This window comes from Streptomyces sp. NPDC016845 (assembly GCF_044332585.1).
Lineage (GTDB): Bacteria > Actinomycetota > Actinomycetes > Streptomycetales > Streptomycetaceae > Streptomyces.
In genome coordinates this window covers 1-16344 of the sequence record NZ_JBIRPI010000016.1, presented here as the reverse complement: position 1 = coordinate 16344, position 16344 = coordinate 1, and the positions used below count along the sequence as shown (strand labels likewise).

Below are 16344 nucleotides of genomic sequence, written 5' to 3'. Positions count from 1 at the left end.
GCCCCGGGATGTTCGTAGGGCGGACGCGCAGGTAGCGTCCGTCCCATGGACACCTCCCGCACCTCGCAGAACGCCCCGGGGGGCATCACCGTGCAGCGCGCCCTGGAGCTGCCGGGGCTGCGCAGCGGACTCCCCGAGGTGGTGGCCGGCGCGGACCGGCTGCAGCGGACCGTGCGCTGGGTGCACGCGGGCGAGGTGCCCAACATCGCGTCGCTGCTCAAGGGCGGCGAACTGCTCCTGAGCACCGGCTACGGGCTAGGGACGCGCCCGGCCGAGCAGCGCGCCTTCGTCCGGAAACTGGCCGAGCGGGGCATCGCGGCGCTCGTCATAGAGCTTGGCCAGCGGTTCGAACGGCTGCCCGCCGCGCTCGTCGAGACGGCGCGGGCCGCGGGCCTCCCGCTGGTGCAGCTGCACCGCGAGGTGCCGTTCGTGACGGTCACCGAGGAGATCCACACCGAGATCGTCAACGGGCACTACGCGCTCCTTCGCCGCGCCGAGGACGTGCACCGCCGCTGCACCGAGGCCCTGCTCGGCGGCGGCGGTGTCCCGCAGGTCCTGCACGTCCTCGCCGGGTTCAGCGGCAACCCCGTCTTCCTGGAGACCGTCGACGGGCAACTCCTGTACGCGGCGGGCGCGGCCGGTGACGTCGCCGACCCGCTCCAGGTGTGGGAGGGCATGCGCGCGACCCACCAGGACGAACCGCCCGGCGGCGCCGTGCTCGTGGACGTGCCGGGCGGCGGGCCCGGAGCCGGTTCGGTGCGGGCCCGGCTCGTGCTCCTGCCGGTGGCGGCGCCGCTCGCACCGGTGCACCGGATCGCCGCCGAGCGCGCCGCGGGGTCGTTGGCCGTGGTGCTGATGCAGGCGCGGCAGGAGGAGGAGCTGGCGGCACGCGGGCGCGGCGACTTCCTCACCGACCTCGCCGAGGGCCGGATCACGCCGGAGGACGCCCCGGCGCAGGCCCGCGTCCTCGGCTTCAAGCCCACCGGGCAGGGGCCACTCCTTCCGGTGGTGATGCGGCTGCCGGAGACCCCGGTCGGCTCCTCGGCGGGCGGCGGCTGGGCGGTCCTCGCACGGGCCGTGTCGGAGGAGCTGGCGTCGGTCGGCGTGCCCGTCCTGCTCGGCGTACGGCCCGTCGAGGGGCGGGTGCCGCTGCTGCTCGGCCTGCGCGCGGAGACGGAGCGCCCGGCGGTCGCGGAGCGGGTCGCGGCGGCGCTGCGGGCCGGGGTCGAACGGGCCGGGATGCGCCGCGCGGGCGCGCAGGCCCCGATCGTCGTGGTCGGCGGCGCGGGCGGCTGGGCCGCGGTGGCGGCGGGCCTGCGCCACGCGGCCGAGACGGCGACGGCGGCGCAGGGCCTGGACGACAAGCCGTGGCACGACGCCCGGCGACTCGACATCGACCTGCTGCTGTGGCGACTGCACCGCCACGACGAGGGGGCCCTCGCCGCGTTCGTGGAGCGGGCGATCGGCCCGCTCCGGGACCACGACGGACGCGCGAAGCCGCCGCTGCTGCCCACCCTCCAGATCTACCTCGCCCACGCCGGCCGCAAAGCGGAGACGGCGCGCGAGCTGCACCTGAACCGGCAGACCCTCTACAACCGGCTCGCCCGCATCGGGGAGTTGCTCGGCACGGATCTGGACGATCCACAGACGGTGCTCGCGCTGAGCCTGGCGCTGCGGGCCCGCCGCCACGTGCAATGAGCCCGTCTCTACGACGAACCCTTCTCTACGAGGAAGCCGTCTCTACGACGAAGCCGTCTCAATGACGAAGACCTTGCATATGGCGAAGACCTTCTCTATGGCGAAGGGGAGGTCAGAACGCGCCGGTCAGCTCGTCGTAGACGCTGAGGACCTGGGCGATCGTCGCGTCCTCGGTCGGCCACGACGCGGCCTGCGCCCTCCCCCGGTCGCGGAGTTCGGCGCGGCGCGCGGGGTCATCGAGGAGCCGCTCGACGGCTCGGGCGAGCGCCGGGGCGTCGCCGTAGGGCACCAGTTCGGCGGCTTCACCGACCAGTTCGGGGACGCCGCCGACCTGGGTCGCCACCAGCGGCACGCCCGCGTGCAGCGCCTCCTGGGCGAGCAGCGAGCGCGACTCCCAACTGCTGGGCAGCAGCGCGACATCGGCGGCGGGCAGCAGCTCGGCGACGTCGTCGCGGCGCCCCGCGAGCCGTACGGGCAGCCCCTCGGTCTCGATACGCCGCTGGAGCGCGGCCCGTTCGGGCCCCTCCCCCGCGATGACGAGCAGCGGCGCCGGATCGAGGTCGAGCCAGGCGTGCGCGGCGTCGAGCAGCACGTCGTAGCCGCGATGCCGCTCCAGGCTTCCGACAGCCATCAGCAACGGGCGGTCCACAGCGCCCAGTTCGGCCCGCGTCTTGCTGCGGGCCCGCTCGGCGTCCTCGGCGTCGACCCGCTCGAGCCGGCGCGCGGGGAAGGAGACCGCGGCGAGCCGCGCGTCACGGGCGCCGCGCTCCCGCGCCCGGTCGACCAGCTCCGACGAGGTGCCGAGGACGACGGACGCGGCGCGGGCGACACGGCGCTCGAGCATCCGCAGCAGACGGGCGCGGGCCCCTTCCGCGTAGCCGCGGGTGTGCCAGGTGACGACGAGCGGGACGCGGCGGCCGTGCAGCGCGAGAGAGGCGCGCAGAGCGGCGTGCAGGCCGTGCGCGTGCACCAGGTCGGCGTCGGCGCAGGCCACGCGGAGCGCGGCGACGGACGCCGGGTCGCTGCGGCGCGGCACCGCGAGATGGTGGGCGCCGACGCCCCCGAACCCGTACGCGCGCTCGGCCTCCGACGGCGCGCAGACCGTGACGCGCACCCCGCGGGCCACGAGGCCCGCGGCGAGCGACCGGACGTGGGCGCTGCTGCCCGCGCTGCCGCCACCCAGTACCTGCACGGTGCGCAGCGGCGACTGTCCGTGTGCTGAGTGGCTGCTCACGTGGCTCACGCGGCGGGGCTCCTGATGAGGTCGTTCGGGTGGTTCGGGCCGGAGTGCGGTGCGGTCCAGGCCAAGGATGCCAGCCCGTACGGACGTTCCGGCACCGGCCACGGTCCCCCACCGGGCCGTCCCGGGCAACCCGGCGCACCGGACCACTCACACGGGTGAAGTCAGGGCGGGTCTCAGCCCAGGCTTTTCCTGGCCCACTCGCTCACGCGTTCCCCGCCCGCGACGGCGGCGACGAGACCCGCGGCGTGCGCGACGAGCCCGGCCCGTCCGTTGCCCGCGACGATGGCGACGCCGAGCGCGGCGCCCAGGGCGTGCGCGCCCGCGTCGCCGAGCATGCCGCGCTCGGCGAGGTCGTCGGGGAGCGCCACCACGGCGGCGCCCATCGGCGCGGCGGCGAGCGATCCGCGCAGCAGCCCGGCGCTGCCGAGCGCGAGCGCCGCCTGGGCCGCGCGTCCGGGGCGTACGTCCACGAGGTTGACGACGTGCGCGGTGCTCGCGACGACGACCCCGGCCAGGACCTTGTCGACGAAGCGCTCCTTCAGCAGCGCGCCCGCGACGAGCCCGGCCGCCGAGATGCCGAACAATTTCACGGCGCCGCTCGTGACTTCGCCGTGCCGCAGCTCGCCGAGGTGGGCCCGGAAGCCGCGCCGGGGGTCGTCCGCGCCCGCCACGTCGTCGTACGCGCCGCAGGCCCCGGCCGCGAGCGTGGCGATCAGCGCGGCGCCGCGCGTCCCCGGGTCCGCGACGAGCACGCCCGCCGCGGTGCCCAGGGTGACGGCGGGCCCGGCGCACAGATCGACGCCGCGGCCCGCGTGGTTCTTCCGGTCCCAGAGCTGCGCGCCGCCCGGTTTCGTACGGCGCAGAGCGGTGCGGGCGGCACGGGTGACGCCCGCGGCCAGAGCGGCGACGCCCAGGGCCTGTCCGACAGTTGCCGTCTGCCCCGCGACGCCTGGCACGCGCTCTCGCCGCACGGCCTCAGGCATCGGCGCGGGCCGCCTCGAGCAGCTCCTCGGCGTGCGCCCGCGCCGTCTCCGAGTCCTCCTGGCCGGCGAGCATCCGCGACAACTCCCGTACGCGGTCCTCGCCTTCGAGCACGGTGACGCCCGAGCGTGTGACGGTCCCGTCGTTCGTCTTCTCGACCAGGAGCTGGCGGTCGGCGAAGGCCGCGACCTGCGGCAGGTGCGTGACGACCACGACCTGCGCGGTCTTGGCGAGCTTCGCGAGGCGCCGGCCGATCTCGACGGCCGCCTTGCCGCCGACACCGGCGTCGACCTCGTCGAAGAGGTAGGTCGGCACGGGGTCGGTGCCCGCGAAGACGACCTCGACCGCGAGCATCACGCGGGACAGCTCACCGCCGGACGCGCCCTTGGCGATGGGCCGCGGCGGGGCGCCGGGGTGCGGCGCGAGCAGCAGCTCGACCTCGTCGACGCCGCTGGGCCCGCACGCCACGGTCCGCCCGTCGACCTCGACGCCGTCGCCCGCGGCGGTCTCGTTCTGCCGGATGTCGAAGGACACGCGCGCGTGCGGCATGGCGAGCGAGGCGAGTTCCCCGGTGACGGCGGCGGCGAACCGCGAGGCGGCCTCGGTACGGGCGCTGGTCAGCTCCTGGGCGAGGGCGCCGAGTTCACCGCGCAGCGACTCGCGCTCGGCGCTCAGCTCGTCGATCCGCTCGTCGTCGCCGTCCAGTTCGAGCAGCCGGGCGGCGCTCGTCTCGGCCCAGGCGAGCACGCCCGCCGTGCCTTCTCCGTCCGCGCCGTACTTGCGGGTCAGCTGGGTCAGCGCGGCCCTGCGCTCCTCGACGGCCGAGAGCCGCAGCGGGTCGGCGTCCAGGTCGTCGGCGTACCCGGCGAGCTCGGCGGCGACATCGGTCAGCAGGATCTGCACCTCACCGATCCGCTCGGCGAGCGTGGCGAGGGCCGGGTCATGGGCCCGTACGGCGTCGAGAGCCCGGGCGGCGCCCCCGACCAGCGTCGTGGCATCGACGCCCTCCGGGTCCTCGGGGTTCCCGGCCAGGGCGGCGTGCGCGGCGGCGGCGGCCGAGGCGAGCGCTTCGGCGTGCCCGAGCCGCGAGGCCTCGTCCGACAGCTCGACGTCCTCACCGGCGCGCGGCTCCACGGCGGCGATCTCGTCGAGCCCGAACCGCAGCAGATCGGCTTCTTGCGCCCGCTCCCGCGCGCGCGTGGTGATCTCGTCCAGCTCGCCGCTGACGGCCTTGAGCCGCTTGTAGACGGTGGCGTACTTGGCCAGCGGAGCAGCGACGGCGTCCCCGGCGTACCGGTCGAGCGCCTGCCGCTGCCGCCCGAGCTTGAGCAGCCCTTGCTGATCGGTCTGCCCATGTACGGCGACCAGCTCATCGGCCAGCTCGGCGAGCACGCCCACCGGCACCGACCGCCCGCCCAGATGCGCCCGCGAACGCCCCTCGGCGGAGACGGTCCGGCTGACGAGCAGCACCCCGTCCTCCAGCTCGGCCCCGGCCTCCTCGGCACGCGCCACGGCACCTGACCCGGCGGGCACGGCGACGCGCCCCTCCACGACGGCGTTCTTCGCGCCGATCCGCACGAGCGCGGGGTCGGCCCGCCCGCCGAGCAGCAGCCCGAGGCTGGTGACGACCATCGTCTTGCCCGCGCCGGTCTCGCCGGTCACCGCCGTGAATCCGGGTGACAGCTCGACCACCGCGTCGTCGATGACTCCGAGCGACCGTATCCGCATCTCCTCCAACACGAACACGACCTTACGAGGTTAGGGGCGGTCCGTGCGACGGCCCCCTGAGCGAGTGCCCCGAAAGGGGCGCGACGAACGGCACGACCAGCGCCCTGAAAGGGCGCGGGGAACCGCGCGACCAGCCACGACGAGACCGGCGCCCGGCAACGATCACGCAACCAGGCAGACGCGCCCTGAACCGCGCGACCAGCCACGACGAGACGGTCACCCGGCATGCCACGGCCGGACGCGGACGCGCACCCGTCAGTGCGGCGCCCCGCGCCACCCCGCGACCGGCAACGCGAACTTGGCCACCAGCCGATCCGTGAACACCGCATGATGCAGCCGAGCCAGCCGCACAGGCACGGCCCCCCGCCGGACCTCCACCCGCGCCCCGGCCGGCAACCCCACCGTCCGACGCCCGTCACACCACAGAACCCCGTGCGGCGTGTGCGGCTGCACCTCCACAGCGAGCACAGAGTCCGGCGACGTGACAAGCGGCTTGGCGAACAGCGCATGCGCGCTGATGGGCACCATCAGCAACGCCTCCACCTCGGGCCACACCACAGGCCCGCCCGCCGAGAACGCATACGCCGTGGACCCGGTAGGAGTCGCACAGACGATCCCGTCGCACCCGAACCCGGTCACCGGCCGCCCGTCGATCTCGAGAACGACCTCGAGCATCCGCTCGGGCTCGGTCTTCTGCACGGCGGCTTCGTTGAGCGCCCAGTCCCGGTGGACGACGTCACCGTTGCGGTGCACGACGACGTCGATCGTCATGCGCTCCTCGACCTCGTACTCCTTGGTGACGACCCGGTCGACGACCTTGTCGAGGTCGTCGCGCTCGGCCTCCGCGAGGAACCCGACCCGCCCGAGATTCACGCCGAGCATCGGCACCCCGGACGCCCGCGCGAACTCGGCCCCGCGCAGCAGCGTCCCGTCACCGCCGAGGACGATGAGCAGCTCGCACCCGTCGAGGCAGGCCGGGGTGGCCTCCTGCACGAGGTCCACGGACGGCGGCAGCGGCAGGTCGGCCGCCTCCGAGGCGAGCACCCGCACGCCGAGGCCGCTCTTCAGCAGCCCCTCCACGACGAGTTCGGCACTGCGGATGGCCGCGGGCCGCCCGGTGTGCGCGAGCAGGAAAACAGTACGAGCTCGGGTCTCTGTCAACGCGGCCCCTCCGCCACTGCACGGTCAACGTCGGCCGGGTCCAGTTCGGGCGCCCCGGCACGCAGCCACAGAAAGTACTCGACATTCCCGGAGGGCCCGGGCAGGGGGCTCGCGGTGACGCCCCGCACGCCCAGCCCGAGCGCGTACGCCTGTGCGGCCACGCCGCGCACCGCCTCGGCCCGCAGCTCGGGGCTGCGCACGACGCCGCCGCTGCCGAGCCGCTCCTTGCCGACCTCGAACTGCGGCTTGACCATGAGGGCAAGGTCCGCGTCGGGCGCGGCGCACCGCGCGAGGGCGGGCAGCACGAGCCCGAGCGGGATGAAGGAAAGATCCCCGACCACCACGTCCACCGGCACTCCGTCGATCGCCTCCAGCGTCAATTCGCGTACGTTCGTACGGTCCTTGACGGTGACGCGTTCATCGCTCTGGAGTGACCAGGCGAGCTGCCCGTATCCGACGTCGACGGCGACGACGTGCGCGGCCCCGGCCCGCAGCAGGACATCCGTGAAGCCGCCCGTCGACGCCCCGGCGTCCAGCGCCCGCCGCCCCTTCACCACGAGCCCCTGCGGCCCGAACGCGGCGAGCGCGCCCGCGAGCTTGTGCCCGCCGCGCGAGACGTAGTCGGGGTCGCTGTCGTCCGAGGCGACGACGATGGAGACCCCGGCGTCCACCTGCGTCGCGGGCTTGGTCGCGACGATCTTGGCCACGCTCACCCGCCCGGCCGCGATCAGCTGGCTGGCGTGCTCCCGCGAGCGGGCCAGCTTGCGGTGGACGAGTTCGGCGTCGAGGCGGCGACGTGCCACACCTGCCACGGTCGGTTCAGCTCCTGTGTTCGTACGTCGGTGAGGGCGCCGGCGACGGTGCCGGTGAGGGCGTCGCCGAAGGCTGGGGCCTGGCGTCGAGCGCGGTCAGCGCGGTGCGAAGGCCCTGGTGTACATCCTCGTACACCTCGACGTGTCCGTCCGCCGCGAGGTGGTCCACATCGCCGAGCCGCTCGAGCTGGGCGTCCACGTCGGCGTTGCCGGTGGGGGTGCGCACGACGCCGAGGGGGACCGGGGCCGCGGGCTCGTACGGCTCATACGGCTCATACGGCTGTTCGGCGGGGGGTTCGGCGGGGGGCTCACTCATGCTCAGACGCTACCTCGGAAGCCCGGTGTACCGTCGATCACGATGGCCACTACGGAGGAGTGCCGCGCGGCGCTCGACAAACTCTCGGACACCATGGCGGGCGCGGACGGCGACGTCCGGGCCGCCGCGGCGCTCGACCGCACCCTGAGCTGCCGCATCACGGACCTGGACATGACGTTCTCCGGCCGCCTGCGGGACGGCCGGATCGAGGTCCTGTCCACCTACCCCGGGCCGCCGGCCGAGAAGGCGCAGATCCGCCTCGCGATGACGGGCGACGATCTGGTGGCCCTGGTGAACGGCCGACTGAACTTCGCGAAGGCGTGGGCCGCGGGCCGGGTCAGGCTGGAGGCCTCGTTCCGCGACCTGCTGCGCCTCAGGACGCTGCTTTAGCCACTTCGGAGTCGACTCCCGAGCCCTGCGGGGCGTCCACGTCCGCAACCGCTTCCGGCGCCTTCGGATGCGCGGGCCTGCGCGCCTTGCGGGCGGCGGGCACGACCAGCGGCGTACCCGTCTCCGGGTCATCGATGACCTGGCACTTCATCCCGAACAGCCGCTCGACGAGATCGGCGGTGACGATGTCCTTCGGCGCGCCCTCGGCGATCACCTCGCCCCCGCGCAGGGCGATGAGGTGGGTCGCGTAGCGGGCGGCGTGGTTGAGGTCGTGCAGAACGGCGACGAGCGTGCGCCCCTGCTCCTCGTGCAGCTCGGCGCAGAGGTCGAGCACGTCGATCTGGTGCTGGATGTCGAGGTACGTGGTCGGCTCGTCGAGGAGCAGCAGCGGCGTCTGCTGGGCCAGCGCCATGGCGATCCACACGCGCTGGCGCTGACCGCCGGAGAGCTCGTCGACGTACCGGTCGGCGAGCTCGGCGACGCCGGTGGACTCCATCGACTCCCGTACGACCTTCTCGTCCTCCGGCGACCACTGGCGCAGCAGGCCCTGGTGCGGGTAGCGGCCGCGCGCGACGAGATCGCCGACGGTGATGCCGTCGGGCGCCACGGAGGACTGCGGCAGCAGGCCCAGCGTCTTGGCGACCTTCTTCGCGGGCATCGACTGGATGACGCCGCCGTCGAGCAGGACGCGGCCCGCGCTCGGCTTGAGCATCCGCGACAGGGCGCGAAGGAGGGTGGACTTGCCGCAGGCGTTCGGGCCGACGATCACCGTGAAGGAGTGGTCGGGGATCTCCACGGACAGCTTCTCGGCGATGACGCGCTGGTCGTAGCCGAGTGTGACGTCGTCGGCTATCAGCCTGTTCACAGCGGTGCTCCTTCGGTTCTGGAGGGTCTGGTGCGGCTGGTCGGCCGTGGAGGTGTGCGTCCGGGCCCTCATATCCGGCCCGCCTTGCGCTCGGTGACGAGGAGCCACAGCAGATACGCGCCGCCGACGACGCCGGTCACGACGCCGACGGGCAGCTGGTCCGCGCCGAACATCCGTTGCGAGACCAGGTCGGCGACGATCAGCAGCGTCGCGCCCATCCAGGTGGCGGCCATCAGGTTCGGCCCCGGCGACTTGGTGAGGCGCCGGACGATCTGCGGGGAGGTGAGCGCCACGAAGGTGACCGGGCCCGCCGCGGCGGTCGCGGCCGCGGTCAGGAAGACGGAGGCGGTGAGCAGCAGCAGCCGGGTCCGCTCGACGCGGATGCCGAGCGCGCCGGCCGAGTCGTCGCCCATCTCCAGCATGCGCAGCGGCCGTCCGAACACGGCGACGACCGGCACGAGGATCGCGAACAGGACGAGCAGCGGCCACACCTGCTCCCAGCCGCGCCCGTTGAGCGAGCCGGTCATCCACACGGTGGCGCGGGCCGCGTCCACGAAGTCGGCCTTGGTCAGCAGATAGCCGTTGACGGCGGTGACGAACGCGGAGACGCCGATACCGACCAGGACGAGCCGGTAGCCGTGCACGCCCCGCTTCCACGCGAGGAGGTAGATCGCGAGCCCTGTGACGAGTCCGCCGACGAGCGCGCCGAGCGCGACCTGCGCGGCGCTGCCGCCGAAGATCACGATCATGACGAGCGCGCCCGCGGTCGAGCCCTGCCCGAGGCCGAGCACGTCGGGGCTGCCGAGCGGGTTGCGCGAGATGGACTGGAAGAGCGCGCCGGACAGGCCGAGCGCGCCGCCGACCAGGAGGCCGACGAGGACCCGCGGCAGCCGCAGGTCGTTGATGATGAACTCCTGCCCGGCGTCGCCGTGCCCGGCGAGGGTGCGCAGGACGTCGAGGGCCGGGATCGGGAAGTCGCCGGTGCCGATGAGGACGACGCTCGCGGCGAGCGCGGCCACGACGAGCACGCCCACGACGACGGCCGCGCGGACGTCGAGCCGGACGGAGAGTCCGCCCGGGGTGCGTATCGCCTTCACTGTCTTCATCGTCTTCGTCACCTTCATCGTCTTCATCGCCTTCACAGCTGGGCCAGCCTCCGGCGTCGTACGAGAAGGATGAAGACCGGGGCGCCGATGACCGCGGTGACGATGCCGACCTGGAGTTCGGCGGGGCGGGCCACGATCCGGCCGACGACGTCGGCGCCGAGCAGCAGCACGGGTGAGAGGACCGCCGCGTACGGCAGGATCCAGCGCATGTCGGGGCCGGTGAACGAGCGCACGATGTGCGGCACCATCAGGCCGACGAAGACGATGGGCCCGCAGGCGGCGGTGGCGGCGCCGCAGAGCAGCGTCGCGGCGGCCATGCTGAGGGCGCGGGTGCGGCCGAGGTGGGCGCCGAGGGCGCGGGCGGTGTCGTCACCCATGGCCATCGCGTTGAGCGGCCGGGCGAGGCCCAGCGCGAGCACGGCGCCGACCGCGATGAACGGCAGCACCTGCTCGATCGTGTCCGTCTTGGCGCTGGCCAGCGAACCGACCTGCCAGAACCGCATACGGTTCAGCGCTACGTCGTCGGTGATCATCACGGCGTAGAGGTAGCCGGAGAGCGCGGCGGTGATCGCGGTACCGGCGAGCGCGAGCCGCACGGGCGTAGCACTGCGCGTACCGCCGAGCACGTACACGAGCACGCCGACAGCGGCGGAACCGGCGAAGGCGAACCACACGTAGCCGCTGAGCGAGGTCACACCGAAGAAGCTGATCGCGGTGACGACGGCGGCGGAGGCGCCCATGTTGATGCCGAGGATGCCGGGGTCGGCGAGCGGGTTGCGGGTCAGCGCCTGCAGCACGGCTCCGGCGAGGCCGAGCGCGAGCCCGGCGAGCAGACCCAGCAGCGTACGGGAGACGCGCTCACCCACCACGATGTCGGCGTAGGTCCCCGAGTCGTGGAACAGCCCGTGCCAGACCTGGTCGAGCGAGAGCGGTTTGGCGCCGACGGCGATGCTCGCCACGCACACGGCGACCAGCACGACGAGCGAGGCGAGCAGCCCGGCCGTACGTATCGCCGTACGGCGGCCGGGTGGCGCGGGAGCGGTGTCCGCGCTCGTTTCTGGGGGACTGTCGACCAACACGAGGTTAGGTTAGCCTACCCTCCAAATCGGCCCAATTTCGCTGGCCGCCATGGACCGCGTCCCGCTGCCCGAGAGAAGCATCCCTCATGCGCCCTGCCCTGTCACGCCGCGGGCTACGCCCGGGGCCGGGGAGCGACTGGCGGCGGCCATCGGCGAGCCGAAGCGGCTGAAGCGGCTGAAGCGGCTGAAGCGGCTGAAGCGGCTGAAGCGATGATGGAAGGGACGACCGCGCCGACCGCGACCGCACCCGCACCACCTGCACCCGCCGGGCCCGACTCGCCGCGGCCACCCCCCTACAGCTGGAGGCGCCCCAGAACCTTCTCCGCGTCCAGCTCGCAAACCCCGTCCCCCGCAACCGTCCAAGCCGCCGCGCACAACGCCCGCAGCCCGTCCATCGCCTCACCGTCCCCTTCGAGCTCCAGCCGCTCGTCCCCCGCGGAGGCGGTCCACCCCCCGCACCGGAAGCCGTCCCCCTCGACCGTCACCTCGGGCTGCCCGGTGAGCACCCCGCGCAGGTCACGGTCCACGTACGTGGGCCGGTGCTGCGGCGGCGCGGCGAGCAGCTGCGCCGCGTCCGTCACCCCGGTGAGCACGAGCAGCGAGTCCACCTCCCCGTTGAACGCGCCCTCGATGTCCGTGTCGAGCCGGTCCCCGACCACCAGCGGTGTCTTCGCCCCCGTACGCAAAATGGTCTCCCGGTGCATCGGCGGCAACGGCTTCCCCGCGACCTGCGGCTCCGCCCCCGTCGCGATCCGGACGACCTCCACCGCCGCCCCGTTCCCCGGAGCGATACCGCGCGCGCTCGGGATCGTCAGGTCGGTGTTGGACGCGAACCACGGCACGCCACCGCCCGCGATGGCATAACAGGCCTCCGCGAATCGCTTCCACGCCATGTCGGGCCCCCCGTACCCCTGCACGACCGCGACGGGCTCGTCGTCCGCCGAGTCGACCGGCACGAGCCCCCGCTCCCGCAGGGCCACCCGCAACCCCTCCCCGCCGACGACAAGGACCCGCGCCCCCTCGGGCAGCTGATCGCTGACGAGCCGGGCAACGGCCTGCGCGGAAGTGATCACATCGTCGGCCCCGGTCGGAATCCCCAGCTCCACCAGGTGCTCGGCGACAGCGTCCGGCGTACGCAACGCGTTGTTGGTGACGTACGCGAGCCGCATCCCCGCCTCCCGCGCGTCCGCCAGCGACTCCACCGCATGCACGATGGCGTGCCCACCCGCGTACACCACCCCGTCCAGATCGAGCAGCGCGGTGTCGTACGCCTCGCTCAGCGCCCGCGCGCTGCTCCCCGGCCGCACCCGCGGCTCCGCGCCGGCCGCACCGCTCGCACTCTGGCTCATTCCGTTCCGCCCTTCCTCGATCCCTCTCCCCCGATCATCCCTCACACCACTGACACTCGTACGATGCCCGCATGAACACTGCAGGTGACGGCCTGGATCTGCGCCCCTTCCGCGGGGTGCGCTACGACCCCGAGCGCATCGGCAGCCTCGCGGCCGTCACCTCACCCCCGTACGACGTCGTCGTGCGCCCGGACGGCCTGCTCCACCTGGAGAGCGCGGACCCGCACAACATCGTCCGCCTGATCCTCCCGCAGGCCACGTCGCCGCAGTCGCGCAACGACCAGGCGGCCGCCACCCTGCACCGCTGGCTCGCCGAAGGCGTCCTCGCCGCCGACACCGAACCGGCCCTCTACGTCTACGAGCAGCGCAACGGCGAACTCCTGCAGCGCGGCCTCATCGGCGCCCTGCGCCTGTCCGAGGTGGCGGAGGGCGTGGTCCTGCCGCACGAAGACGTCATGCCGCACATCGTCGAGGACCGCGCGGGCCTGATGCGCACCACCGAGGCGAACTTCGAGCCACTCCTCCTCACCTACCGCGGCAACGACCCGGTCACCACAGGCTCGACCGACGCCGGCCCGACCACCGCAGGCCCGACGGCCGACAACCCGGCCGTCGACAGGGCACCCGCCGACAACCCGACCGTCGGCAAGGCGCCCGGCGACAACTCGGCCAATGACAAGGCGCCCGAGGACGAAACACCCGGCGCCGCGGCCACCCTCATCGAACACACCACCCGCCACACCACGCCCCTCCTCTCCACGACCACCGAGGACGGCTACAGCCACCGCCTGTGGGCGATCACGGACCCGTCGGACATCCGTACGGTCCAGGACGACCTGTCGCACCGCCAGGCCCTCATCGCCGACGGCCACCACCGCTGGGCCACCTACCTGCGGCTACGCGCCGAACATCCGTCGCCGACCCCGTGGGACCACGGCTTGGTCCTCCTCGTCGACACGGCCCGCTACCCCCTGCGCGTCCGCGCCATCCACCGCCTCCTGAACAACCTCCCGCTCGACGAGGCCCTGGCGGCGGCGTCCCCCCACTTCCGCATACGGGAGGTCGCGGGCCCCCTTCCCTCGGCGATGGAGTCCCTCGCCGAGGCGGCCCGCCACGGCAACGCCTTCCTCCTGACCGGCACCGCCGACCGGTACTACCTGCTCGACCGCCCCGACGCCGCCCTCCTCGACCGCACGGTCCCGAAGGACCGCCCCGAGCCCTGGCGCACCCTGGACGCGACGGTCCTGCACTCCACGCTCCTCGCCCATCTGTGGGGCATCGCCGAGGACTCCCCCGCCGACGTCACCTACATCCACGCCATGGACGCCACGGTCGAGAAGGCCCGCCGCGACGGCGGCACCGCGGTCCTCATGCACCCGGTCCGCGAGGAGGTCGTACGCGAACTGGCCCGCCAGGGCGTGACGATGCCCCGCAAGTCGACGTCGTTCGGCCCGAAGCCGGCCACCGGCCTGGTCCTGCGCACGCTCACGGACGACGGAAACGACTGACGGGCGGACCCGAAGGCCCGCCCGTCAGTCGTCACAAGACCCGCCGCCGACGCCTACTTCGCGTCGCCGTCGTCGGCGTCGTCGACATCGTCATCGATGTCGGCGTTGCCGTCCTCATCACCGTCGAAGGCGTCGACGAACTCGACCCCGTCCAGCTCGGCAAGGCGGTCCGACGCGTCCGTGCTGCCGTCCTTGTCGGACTCCACGGCCTTGGCGAACCACTCGCGCGCCTCACCCTCACGCCCGACGGCCAGCAGCGCGTCGGCGTACGCGTAACGGAGCCGCGCCGTCCACGGCTGTACGGAGTTCGACGCGAGCTCGGGGCTCTGCAACGTCACGATGGCGGCGTCCAGCTGCCCCATGTCACGCCGGGCGCCGGCCGCGACGAGCCGCATCTCGACCTGCCCGGCCTTGTCCAGCTTCTGCACCTCGGGCGCCCCGGCCATGTCGAGCGCCTTCTCCGGCCGTTCGAGCCCTCGCTCGCAGTCGGCCATGACGGGCCACAGCTCCACGCGCCCGGTCATCCGCCGCGCGGCCCGGAACTCGGCGAGCGCCTCGCCGTACTCCTGGTTGGCGTACGCGGCGAACCCGGCGGCCTCGCGCACAGCGGCCACTCGCGAAGCGAGCCGCAGCGCGACCTTCGCGTATCCGTAAGCCTTCTCCGGGTCCTCGTCGATCAGCCGGGCGACCATGACGAGGTTCTTGGAGACGTCCTCCGCGAGCCCCTTCGGCAGCGACTGCAGCTCCTGCTGCACATCCCTGTCGAGCTCGAACCCGGAGACGTCCTCCGGAATCGGCAGCCGCTTGATCGGCTCACGATCCCGCTCCCGCTCGTCCCGGAAACGCCCGCCACCACGCCGGTCGTCCCGACGGTCATCACGCCGGTCATCCCGCCCGCGGTAGCCCCCACCGGGCCGCCCCCCACGATCATCACGCCCACGGAACCCACCACCACGCCGGTCGTCACGCCGGTCGTCACGCCGGTCGTCCCGCCGGTCGTCCCGCCGGTCGTCCCGCCGGTCGTCACGGCGGTCGTCACGGCGGTCGTCACGGCGGTCGTCACGGCGGAAGGGCGGCCGGTCACCATCACGCCGCGGCCCACGATCCCGGTCACGGTCCCGGTCGTCACGACGGTACGAGGGCCGGTCGTCCCGCCCACGGAACCCACCACCGCGATTGTCATCGCGCCGGTCATCACGTCGGTCGTCACGGCGGAAGGGAGGCCGGTCACCGTCACGCCGCGGCCCACGATCCCGGTCACGGTCACGGTCGCCGCCACCGTACGAGGGCCGGTCATCCCGCCCACGGAACCCACCACCACGGTTGTCATCACGCCGGAAGCCGCCACCACGATTGTCATCGCGCCGGTCATCACGTCGGTCGTCACGGCGGAAGGGAGGCCGGTCACCGTCACGCCGCGGCCCACGATCCCGGTCACGGTCCCGGTCACCGCCACCGTACGAGGGCCGGTCATCCCGCCCACGGAACCCACCACCGCGATTGTCATCACGCCGGTCATCCCGCCGGAACGGCGGCCGGTCACCATCACGCCGCGGCCCACGATCCCGGTCACGATCACGGTCGCCGTACGAGGGCCGGTCATCCCGCCCACGGAACCCACCACCACGGTTGTCATCACGCCGGAAGCCGCCACCACGATTGTCATCGCGCCGATCATCACGGCGGTCGTCGCGTCGGTACGAGGGCCGGTCACCGTCTCGGCGCGGTCCACGGTCGCGGTCGCGGTCGCGGTCGCCCTGCGGACGCTCTCCACGCCGGTCACCGCGCGGAGCGCTCCCGCGGTAGCCGCCCCGGTCGCCACTGTCCCGGCGGCGCTGATCGCGCTCCGGTCGATCGTCGGGAGAGTTGGGGGACATCGGGGACTCCTGTCTTCGGTACCGCAGTCATTCTCGCGCAGCCGGGGTGCCGGCGCGCTTCGAGAAAAGCTCTGGAAAAACAAAAAAGGACCTTCGGTCCCAGCATGTGTGCCGGGACCGAAGGTCCTCTCAATAATAGTTCGGCGGCGTCCTACTCTCCCACAGGGTCCCCCCTGCAGTACCATCGGCGCTGTGAGGCTTAGCTTCCGGGTTCGGAATGTAACCGGGCGT

14 protein-coding genes and 1 rRNA gene are annotated in these 16344 nt (G+C 73.4%); 3 read left to right on the top strand and 12 right to left on the bottom strand.

Going from position 1 to position 16344, the window contains the following annotated elements:
* The first annotated feature begins 45 nt into the window (after window positions 1-45).
* The gene (locus tag ACH4RC_RS29225; protein WP_398206207.1) at window positions 46-1698 is read left to right on the top strand and encodes a PucR family transcriptional regulator; all 1653 of its coding nucleotides are present in this window, start codon (window positions 46-48) and stop codon (window positions 1696-1698) included.
* 112 nt (window positions 1699-1810) lie between these two features.
* Here the strand turns inward: ACH4RC_RS29225 and ACH4RC_RS29220 are convergent, their stop codons facing one another.
* From ACH4RC_RS29220 to ACH4RC_RS29195, 6 genes are all read right to left on the bottom strand, one after another.
* Window positions 1811-2941, bottom strand: a complete 1131-nt coding sequence (locus ACH4RC_RS29220) for a glycosyltransferase family 4 protein (RefSeq protein ID WP_398206205.1) — start codon at window positions 2939-2941, stop codon at window positions 1811-1813.
* A gap of 173 nt (window positions 2942-3114) precedes the next feature.
* On the bottom strand, window positions 3115-3924 hold the full coding sequence (locus ACH4RC_RS29215; RefSeq protein WP_398206203.1) for a hypothetical protein: 810 nt from the start codon (window positions 3922-3924) through the stop codon (window positions 3115-3117).
* A complete protein-coding gene (recN, locus tag ACH4RC_RS29210; protein WP_398206448.1) occupies window positions 3917-5650 on the bottom strand; it encodes a DNA repair protein RecN in 1734 nt (577 codons plus the stop codon). The genes ACH4RC_RS29215 and recN overlap by 8 nt, the downstream gene beginning before the upstream one ends.
* A gap of 255 nt (window positions 5651-5905) precedes the next feature.
* Window positions 5906-6811, bottom strand: coding sequence for an NAD kinase (locus ACH4RC_RS29205; protein ID WP_398206201.1), 906 nt, complete (start codon window positions 6809-6811; stop codon window positions 5906-5908).
* The gene (locus ACH4RC_RS29200; RefSeq protein ID WP_398206200.1) at window positions 6808-7623 is read right to left on the bottom strand and encodes a TlyA family RNA methyltransferase; all 816 of its coding nucleotides are present in this window, start codon (window positions 7621-7623) and stop codon (window positions 6808-6810) included. Before ACH4RC_RS29200 ends, ACH4RC_RS29205 begins: the two co-directional genes overlap by 4 nt.
* Before the next feature lie 7 nt (window positions 7624-7630).
* Window positions 7631-7939 carry a hypothetical protein gene (locus ACH4RC_RS29195; protein ID WP_398206198.1) on the bottom strand — a complete coding sequence of 103 codons (309 nt, stop codon included), beginning with the start codon at window positions 7937-7939 and terminating at the stop codon, window positions 7631-7633.
* A 42-nt stretch (window positions 7940-7981) separates the two neighbouring features.
* Here ACH4RC_RS29195 and ACH4RC_RS29190 point away from each other — a divergent pair, with 42 nt between their 5' ends.
* Window positions 7982-8329, top strand: a complete 348-nt coding sequence (locus tag ACH4RC_RS29190; protein ID WP_398206196.1) for an SCP2 sterol-binding domain-containing protein — start codon at window positions 7982-7984, stop codon at window positions 8327-8329.
* Here the strand turns inward: ACH4RC_RS29190 and ACH4RC_RS29185 are convergent.
* From ACH4RC_RS29185 to ACH4RC_RS29170, 4 genes are all read right to left on the bottom strand, one after another.
* Window positions 8313-9194 (bottom strand): ABC transporter ATP-binding protein, encoded by an 882-nt coding sequence (locus tag ACH4RC_RS29185; RefSeq protein WP_398206194.1) that lies wholly within the window; start codon window positions 9192-9194, stop codon window positions 8313-8315. The genes ACH4RC_RS29190 and ACH4RC_RS29185 overlap by 17 nt on opposite strands.
* 68 nt (window positions 9195-9262) lie before the next feature.
* Window positions 9263-10300 carry a FecCD family ABC transporter permease gene (locus ACH4RC_RS29180; RefSeq protein ID WP_398206193.1) on the bottom strand — a complete coding sequence of 346 codons (1038 nt, stop codon included), beginning with the start codon at window positions 10298-10300 and terminating at the stop codon, window positions 9263-9265.
* Window positions 10301-10332: 32 nt separating this feature from the next.
* Window positions 10333-11379: a FecCD family ABC transporter permease gene (locus tag ACH4RC_RS29175; protein WP_398206191.1), complete on the bottom strand. Its 1047-nt coding sequence runs from the start codon at window positions 11377-11379 to the stop codon at window positions 10333-10335.
* A 293-nt stretch (window positions 11380-11672) separates the two neighbouring features.
* On the bottom strand, window positions 11673-12728 hold the full coding sequence (locus tag ACH4RC_RS29170) for an HAD hydrolase-like protein (protein ID WP_398206189.1): 1056 nt from the start codon (window positions 12726-12728) through the stop codon (window positions 11673-11675).
* A gap of 71 nt (window positions 12729-12799) precedes the next feature.
* Here ACH4RC_RS29170 and ACH4RC_RS29165 point away from each other — a divergent pair, with 71 nt between their 5' ends.
* A complete protein-coding gene (locus ACH4RC_RS29165) occupies window positions 12800-14236 on the top strand; it encodes a DUF1015 family protein (protein WP_398206188.1) in 1437 nt (478 codons plus the stop codon).
* Window positions 14237-14289: 53 nt separating this feature from the next.
* Here ACH4RC_RS29165 and ACH4RC_RS29160 read toward each other — a convergent pair whose 3' ends face one another.
* Both ACH4RC_RS29160 and rrf read right to left on the bottom strand, forming a co-directional pair.
* Complete coding sequence (locus tag ACH4RC_RS29160; RefSeq protein WP_398206446.1) at window positions 14290-15036, bottom strand: hypothetical protein; 747 nt, start codon at window positions 15034-15036, stop codon at window positions 14290-14292.
* Window positions 15037-16251: 1215 nt separating this feature from the next.
* Window positions 16252-16344, bottom strand: a 5S ribosomal RNA gene (gene rrf / locus ACH4RC_RS29155); the annotation flags it as partial.

Coding starts and splice junctions, on each gene's coding strand:
- ACH4RC_RS29225 (WP_398206207.1), top strand. CDS start 46: ATGGACACCTCCCGCACCTCGCAGAACGCCCCGGGGGGCATCACCGTG.
- recN (WP_398206448.1), bottom strand. CDS start 5,650: ATGCGGATACGGTCGCTCGGAGTCATCGACGACGCGGTGGTCGAGCTG.
- ACH4RC_RS29215 (WP_398206203.1), bottom strand. CDS start 3,924: ATGCCTGAGGCCGTGCGGCGAGAGCGCGTGCCAGGCGTCGCGGGGCAG.
- ACH4RC_RS29190 (WP_398206196.1), top strand. CDS start 7,982: ATGGCCACTACGGAGGAGTGCCGCGCGGCGCTCGACAAACTCTCGGAC.
- ACH4RC_RS29195 (WP_398206198.1), bottom strand. CDS start 7,939: ATGAGTGAGCCCCCCGCCGAACCCCCCGCCGAACAGCCGTATGAGCCG.
- ACH4RC_RS29170 (WP_398206189.1), bottom strand. CDS start 12,728: ATGAGCCAGAGTGCGAGCGGTGCGGCCGGCGCGGAGCCGCGGGTGCGG.
- ACH4RC_RS29165 (WP_398206188.1), top strand. CDS start 12,800: ATGAACACTGCAGGTGACGGCCTGGATCTGCGCCCCTTCCGCGGGGTG.
- ACH4RC_RS29180 (WP_398206193.1), bottom strand. CDS start 10,300: ATGAAGACAGTGAAGGCGATACGCACCCCGGGCGGACTCTCCGTCCGG.